This is a genomic window from Lactobacillus sp. HBUAS51381, from assembly GCF_012641095.1.
GTDB lineage: Bacteria > Bacillota > Bacilli > Lactobacillales > Lactobacillaceae > Levilactobacillus.
The window spans coordinates 1-7,264 of record NZ_JAAVSC010000058.1 but is presented as its reverse complement, the minus strand read 5'-3'; the positions used below and the strand labels follow the sequence as shown (position 1 = coordinate 7,264).

At 44.0% G+C, this 7,264-nt stretch carries 7 protein-coding genes; 3 read left to right on the top strand and 4 right to left on the bottom strand.

The features are described 5' to 3' along the window. Nucleotides 1–339: 339 nt before the first annotated feature. Both HEQ50_RS12255 and HEQ50_RS12250 read right to left on the bottom strand, forming a co-directional pair. On the bottom strand, nt 340–729 hold the full coding sequence (locus HEQ50_RS12255) for a CvfD/Ygs/GSP13 family RNA-binding post-transcriptional regulator (RefSeq protein ID WP_168900783.1): 390 nt from the start codon (nt 727–729) through the stop codon (nt 340–342). A gap of 40 nt (nt 730–769) precedes the next feature. After that, complete coding sequence (locus HEQ50_RS12250; RefSeq protein WP_168900782.1) at nt 770–1,357, bottom strand: peptidylprolyl isomerase; 588 nt, start codon at nt 1,355–1,357, stop codon at nt 770–772. Between the two features lie 132 nt (nt 1,358–1,489). Between HEQ50_RS12250 and HEQ50_RS12245 the strand changes: the two genes are divergently transcribed. After that, entirely contained in the window at nt 1,490–1,999 is a 510-nt protein-coding gene (locus HEQ50_RS12245) for a phosphatidylglycerophosphatase A (RefSeq protein ID WP_168900781.1), read from the top strand. 98 nt (nt 2,000–2,097) lie between these two features. Continuing rightward, a complete protein-coding gene (locus tag HEQ50_RS12240; protein ID WP_168900780.1) occupies nt 2,098–2,769 on the top strand; it encodes a VTT domain-containing protein in 672 nt (223 codons plus the stop codon). Nucleotides 2,770–2,817: 48 nt separating this feature from the next. On the opposite strand, the gene HEQ50_RS12235 is transcribed toward HEQ50_RS12240, so the two are convergent. Both HEQ50_RS12235 and HEQ50_RS12230 read right to left on the bottom strand, forming a co-directional pair. Continuing rightward, nucleotides 2,818–4,149: an MFS transporter gene (locus HEQ50_RS12235; protein WP_168900779.1), complete on the bottom strand. Its 1,332-nt coding sequence runs from the start codon at nt 4,147–4,149 to the stop codon at nt 2,818–2,820. Further along, on the bottom strand, nt 4,136–6,418 hold the full coding sequence (locus HEQ50_RS12230) for an FAD-dependent oxidoreductase (RefSeq protein ID WP_168900778.1): 2,283 nt from the start codon (nt 6,416–6,418) through the stop codon (nt 4,136–4,138). Before HEQ50_RS12230 ends, HEQ50_RS12235 begins: the two co-directional genes overlap by 14 nt. Before the next feature lie 133 nt (nt 6,419–6,551). Between HEQ50_RS12230 and HEQ50_RS12225 the strand changes: the two genes are divergently transcribed. Next, nucleotides 6,552–7,241, top strand: a complete 690-nt coding sequence (locus HEQ50_RS12225; protein ID WP_168900777.1) for an AraC family transcriptional regulator — start codon at nt 6,552–6,554, stop codon at nt 7,239–7,241. Nucleotides 7,242–7,264 lie beyond the last annotated feature (23 nt).

Here is a 7,264-nt window from a genome sequence, read left to right as displayed (position 1 = left end):
TTCAGTTTTCAAAGGTCTACCAAGTTATCTAATGAAGCGTTTGCTCCGTGACAACTTTTAAAGTATATCATGCTGTCAAAATCATGTCAACATCTTTTTTCAACTTTCTGAATATTTATTCAACATTTCAAGAAGATTATCAGACGTATGAAACGCGTTTTGACAACGTAATTCATTCTATCAGTCGCAATTCAACTCGTCAAGCACTAATTTCAAATTTGTATGACTATTCAATAATTTGTTATTTATGCATGACGTGCCTCAAACAGCAACAGGTAATATCTTATCAATCATCCCCCCATTGGTCAAGCCTTTTTTCAAAAAATAAAAGCACCCCCATTATGAGGATGCTTTCTCCTGGTCTAAATGGCGTAGCGCTTCTGCCTTCCAGCCCGCCAGTCGGTCGTCAATTGGCTTAAACCCAATGTTAATCCGATGATTCGTCCAATAATGGCGATGCTGGTGTTCATCTGGCTCTGTTCCAAAGTCAACGTGTTCTAAGCAACGTAATGATAGACTGATCTTCCCGGTAAACTCATCGATGTCGAGCACCACCACGTTGACCTCTTGATTAACCTTTAAATAGTCATGGATATCTTTGACATAGCCACAATGACACTCTGAGATGTGAATCAAGCCTTGACGGTGACCCCCAAGACTCACAAAGGCCCCGTACGGTTGAATGCCCGTAATTCGGCCCGTCACTTTCTGTCCGATCTTAAACGTCATCGTCTCACCTCCTCTACAGAACGTAACTCACGATAACCCATTAGTCCTTAACAGTCACTTTATCCATCGTTACGGGCGTCGTTGGCTGATCACTGGAATCCGTCTTCACTGCAGCAATCGCATCAACAACGTCCATGCCATCCGTCACTTGGCCGAAGACCGTGTGGCGGAAGTCCAGCCACGGCGTACCGCCACCCTGATAAGCACTAACAATCTCTTCAGGGAAACCGGCATCCTTCATCTGACTCTGCATTTGTTCCGTCATATCCTTATCTTGTACAATAAAGAACTGACTGCCGTTAGTATTCGGGCCCGCATTAGCCATTGATAAAGCCCCTCGCAAGTTATACAACTCGGGTGAGAATTCATCTTCAAATGGTTGCCCCCAAATACTTTCGCCACCCATCCCGGTTCCGGTTGGATCGCCACCTTGAATCATAAAGTTGGGAATGACCCGGTGAAAAGTCATGCCATCATAGTAGCCTGCCTTGGCATGCGTCACAAAGTTTTCAACTGTCTTTGGTGCTTGTTCGGGGAAGAGTTGCAGCTGAATGGTCCCCATGGACGTTTCAATCGTTACTTGTGGACCCCTGGCGTTAGCCAAATCAATTTGTGGAAACTTTGTCATAATTATCCTCCATATCTTTTAAAACATTATCTAACTGTCTATTATCACCGCCAGAAGAGAAAAATGCAACTGAAGTCACTGGTGCTATACTAGACACACCTCATTATATAGAGAAAGGACGTTACACATCTTATGATTAAACCATCTACCGCATACGGACAACGCACCATTGACCTCCTTCACGAACGCGGGGTCGAACTCACTGACATTGCCGATCTCGTCATTTATCTGCAAAAAGACTTCATTAAGGATTTAACACCAAAAATTGCCCTCCAGAGCGTCCAAACCGTGCTGAATAAGCGCGAAGTCCAAAACGCCGTGATCACTGGAATTCAGTTGGATATTGCGGCTGAACACCACACCCTCATGGAACCTTTACAAACGATCGTTGAACGCGACGAAGGGCTTTATGGTGTCGATGAAACCATGGCACTCTCCATCGTCGACCTCTATGGCTCGATTGGGTTTACTAACTACGGGTACATCGACCGAACCAAGCCCGGAATTCTTGCTAAACTAAACGCCCATGAACCGGGGATCATCCACACCTTCCTCGATGACTTAGTTGGCGCCATCGCAGCCGCTGGGGCCGCGCGACTGGCACACGACGATGCCAACGAGCAAGATACGCCGTTCAAATAATTATCACAATTTCATTAAGCTTCGCCGGACCTGCTGACATTGAGATTAAAAACTCCTATAATGTGGGCATTATCAAATAACAACTAAGGAGCACCTAAATGGCCTATTTAATTGATTTCGTTCTCCACATTGACGATCATCTGGTAAATATCGTCAACACATTTGGTGGGTCCACCTACCTCATTTTGTTTGCCATCGTCTTTGTGGAGACTGGGGCCGTGATTCTGCCCTTCTTACCAGGGGATTCACTGCTCTTTGCTGCGGCTGCCCTGGCCGCCAACCCTGCGTATGGCCTGAACATTTGGCTATTTGTCGCTATCTTCTTACTGGCGGCTCTCGCTGGTGATTCACTTAACTTCTATCTCGGCGGTCGCGCCGGGGCGGCTTTGTCTAACCACTCTTGGTTTGGCAAACTGATCAATAAGGATAAGCTCGCCCAGTCTGAGCAATTCTTTAAAAAACACGGACCGTTGGCGATCTTCTTGGGCCGATTCATGCCCATCATCCGGACATTTGTGCCGTTCACAGCGGCTGGTTCACAGTTCCCTTACCGTCGCTTTCTTAAGTACAACGTGAGCGCAGCGATAACTTGGGTCCTCATCTGTTGTGGTGGTGGTTACTTCTTCGGTAACATTCCGTTCGTTAAGGCCCACTTCTCAGCCGTCGTTTTGGGCATCATCATCATTTCCCTAATTCCTGCCATCGTTGGTTGGCTACGGGGACGACGGCCTTCCCATCCAGCACCCCGCCGGATTCCGGAAGACGATTAAGCGTAACGCAAAAGGTACTGACAGCACTGTCGGTACCTTTTTTCGCGCCTATTTTTCTGTTGATTTCGGTAAATCAATCTTACCAACGATGAAGATGTAGGACAACGCACCTAACAAAGCGATAAAGGCAATGAAGACCAATGCAGAAGAGAAATTACCATTAGCAACTAAGAAACCAATTACGATTGGTACCACAATGGAAGACAAGGCACCACAAAAGTTAAACATTCCCCCGGCTAGCCCAATCAGTTCTTTAGGTGCCAGAGCTGTGACAAACACCCAAGTAATCGTTGCTAACCCATTCCCAAAGAAGGCAATCGACATAAACATAATAATCAGGACCGGATTAGTCGTAAAGTTAGCTCCCATAATTAGAAGCGTTAGCAGCAACCCCGTAATGACCGGCAACTTCCGAGCAAAGCTTTCCGAATGATTTCCCTTCAGTAGCCGATCAGAAACATAACCGGCAAGAATAACACCTGCAAATGCTGATAAATATGGAATACTTGAAAGCATCCCTGATTGAAGAAAGTTAATGTGCTTAGCCTCCGTCAGATATGTTGGGAACCACGTCAGGAAGAACCAGAATGTTCCCGATATGGCAAACTGCCCGATATAGATTCCAATTAACCGACGATTGAAGAGTTTCCGGACATTCGTCCAAGTTAGTTTAGCCTTGGGCTGTTGATTTTTTTCTTTAATAAATTCTTCTTCCGTAATTGCGCCGCCAGCTTGAATATACTCTAGCTCATCAGCCCCAATCCACCGACTCTTCTGTGGATCATGATAAAGCACGTACCACACAATTGACCAAATAATTCCGATAATCCCTGTGACAATGAATAGTCCCTGCCAACCAATACTTTTATGAATAGCAAATAGAATTGGCGTTGAAAAAGCTAGTCCTAGAAACTGTGCGGAAGAATAAATTCCGATTGCGGTCCCCCGCTCATCATCCGGGAACCAATAGGATACTGCTCGATTATTAGCTGGCATAACAGGGGCTTCGAAAAATCCAATTCCCAGTCGTAACCCTAGCAATTGGGCAAAGTTACCTACCATTGATTGAAAAACAGTGATCAACGACCAGAAGAATAAGCTAATCGTGTATGTAATACGTGAACCTAACTTATCTAATAGAATCCCTCCTGGAATCTGCATAGCAGCATAAATCCACCCAAACGCAGAAAAGATTAAACCTTGTTGTACCGTAGAAAGACCAATGTCCTTGGCCATTTCAGGCATTGCAATTGAAACGTTTGTACGATCCATGTAGTTGATAATGATATTAACAAAGATTAATGCCAGTACCACATATCGAATGTGCGTTGAGAGCTTTGGTTTTGGTTTAGCTACAGTAGCCTCTTTAGTCTCCTTCATGATTATCGACTCCCTTTACTAATGTCTGAATGCTCGTATAAGCTCTGATTTCAACCAATGAAAACTGCTCGCTGCCATTAGTAGCAATGGCATGCACCCGCAATTTCTTTGCCCGCACTGCATCTGGTAATCGTAAGCGTAAATGTCTCTGACGATTAGACTGAATATTAGCAATTGTCTGCCAGCCATCATCCGTGAGGTAGTCTACCGTAAAATCTTTAATCAGCTCCGGCATGATTGGAAAGTCTGTTCGGTGGTGGTGAAGGTTAATCAGGTCTTCGTTAAGATCATCGTTCAGTATCAAGCGAATTTCCTGAATTAACTGCGGTTCAGTCCACGTTAACGTAACATTTTCCGGTTGTCCCTGAACAGGTGTCACCCACATATTGGGACCGGCAAATGGTCGTATATAGCCATTAGTCAAATTATCCACAGAAAATGCGGCTGTTTGTGCAACACGAAACACAAAATTCTGTCGATTGAACGTTTGGTTGGTCCACTCTAATATGGGACTTGTTCGAACAAAATGGTGTAATTTAGGTTGCTTTAATTCCCCCACTGGTTCATTAACAAAGCTCAGGATGCCTTGGAATTCTTGGCGACTAACCCGCAAATTTATCCGTGAGTTCTCTTTAACTATAACGAAGATATTTTGCGGCTGCTGCGGTCGCCATTCAAACGGCACTGTTACCCAGCCATGTGTCTGAGCAGCAACAGAAACCGTCTGTGTTTGTAACAGGCTATCCGGAATATAATTTTGTCCCCTTCCCGTCTGATAGAAACTGACTTCCAGTTGTCCACCTAGCTCTGAATCAACCATCAAGTCTAAGGACCGTATGACTGGATTCACTGGAAAGCTAAACGCAATTGGCTTGTGTAAGGGATAGACTCGGCTATCTTCACGATAGGTATTTATTTCCGTCAATGTATGACTGGCGGTTATTGTAGCCTGCTGGGCGAGGTCATCCGGATCGGGAACGCTGAGTCCCAGTACAGCGCTGTCTTCTCTAAGCATCAACCGTTGAAATTCTGCTAAATGATCTCTATAAATATCTCCAGCCAAAATATGATGCTTAAACGCAAATGCTGCGGCCAATCCAGCGGCTTGTCCACCAATCGCACAAGTTGCCATAACTCGTGTTGATCCGAAGGCTACGTGACTGACACTAATATCTCGGCCTGCCAAGAACAAATTGTGAATATTTCGCGAATACAATGAACGTAGTGGAATGTGATATAAGCCATCTGGCACAGAGTCTTCGGTACCCGCTTCCTTTGTATACATGCCTGAAGACGGATGTATATCAATCGACCAGCCACCAAAGGCAACCTTATCCTTGAAATCTGTCTGTTCTTCAATATCTTGCTGACGTAGCATGTAATCTCCTAAGAAACGTCGATATTCACGCTTACCAGCCACTGAGCCAATCCATTCTAAAGTTAAATTATCCGCGTCATACTGGCCCGAGTTTTTAATGTAATCCCAAATTCCGTATACGGCGGCCTGCAGTTCATCTCGAATCATCTCATTATCGTGAACAATGTCATGATCCCCACCCCATTCAATCCACCAGTAAGCGCAGCCGTTATCGTCCTTTTTAATTACCCGACTCTTAACAATTTCTGTCTTCGCAATATCTTTGGCGAAGAAGGGCTTGATAAACTTCACTGGATGACCAACATCCTTCGTATAGAAGAATAGAGAACTCCCCAATAATTTCTGATCAGCTACTTCAGGGGCTAATGATTCATCGAAAGCCTCACGAGACTCTCGTCCTAAGTGGAAATCGGCACCTGCATTAAAGGCAACAACGCCATCCCCCGTGCAATCAATAAAATAATCACTAATAAAGGTAATCTGGGTTTCTGAACCTTGAACAAATCCCGTAACTGACTCAATTGTCTGCTCATTTTTCATATTAACTTGTAAGACTTCCGTATCTAAAAACAAATCAATATTACTTTCTGCTTTGACCTTCTCTAGGAGCAATAAGTCCCATAAATACGGATTTCCATCGGGATTTCGGTATTGATTCTCAACAAAAAGCTCTCCCATAATCCCATTCTCTCGACCGTATCGGTTAATTCCATGCTTAGAAGCACCCCCGACCCAGACTCGAATCTCACTACTAGAATTCCCACCTAATACACTTCTATTTTGAATCAAAGCCACGTGACATCCGACTCTGGCACTACTAATAGCAGCACAAATACCTGCCAATCCACCACCAACGACAACTAGATCAAAAGTTTGTGAGCGACTTTTCATAGAATTCACATCCCCTTGTTTATTTAGTAACCGTCTATTATTATGGAGGTATGTGATAACGCTTACAATTTCCTTTTTTGTCATTTATTTAGTTTTTTTTGACCTACATTATTGTCATCGAGGAGGTGTTAAATTGCTCACAATTGAAACCAATCAATATACATTCTGGCAAGAAAAGCCACGTTTCTTACTCCATTCGGATACAGAAAATTTCTGGGTTATGTATATTATCGAAGATGGCGACTGTAACTATCAGATTGGCAACCAATCGGGACAAGCACATCGCAACACGATTCTTTTGTGTCCACCCCAAATTGAATTTCAGCGAAAAGTGATTCATCCTTTAACCTTTCACTTCATCCGATTTGCCTTCGCTTCCCATTTCTTTAAGGAACAAGATCTAATTGGCCATTTTGCACAAGCCAATAGTCGTATTTTAGAAGACTGTTCTTACCTGCGACAATTAGAATATTGTCGCTCTCGTGAGGTTAATATGCTTCAAAATCATTTTATTGCGGATATTTTCAATGCCGAATTGTATCGCCAACTATTCGAGCAGCATCATCCAACTATCCATTCACCAACTATTAAATCAGCTGTAGCTTTTATGGCCAACCATTACCAAGATCAAATTACCGTTAACGAAGTTGCCCAAAAAATCGGTTGGAGCCCAGCGTACTTCTCTCGACGCTTCAAAGCTGAGGCGGGGATTACGCCCATTCAACACCTCGAACGCTTGAAAATGCGGGCTCTTTGTCAACTGTTGTTGGTAATCTGCTGTATAGGGTTGCCTAATCGCATTGTGATTAGGCAACCTTTTTGATTCCGAATACCAGATGAATCCTT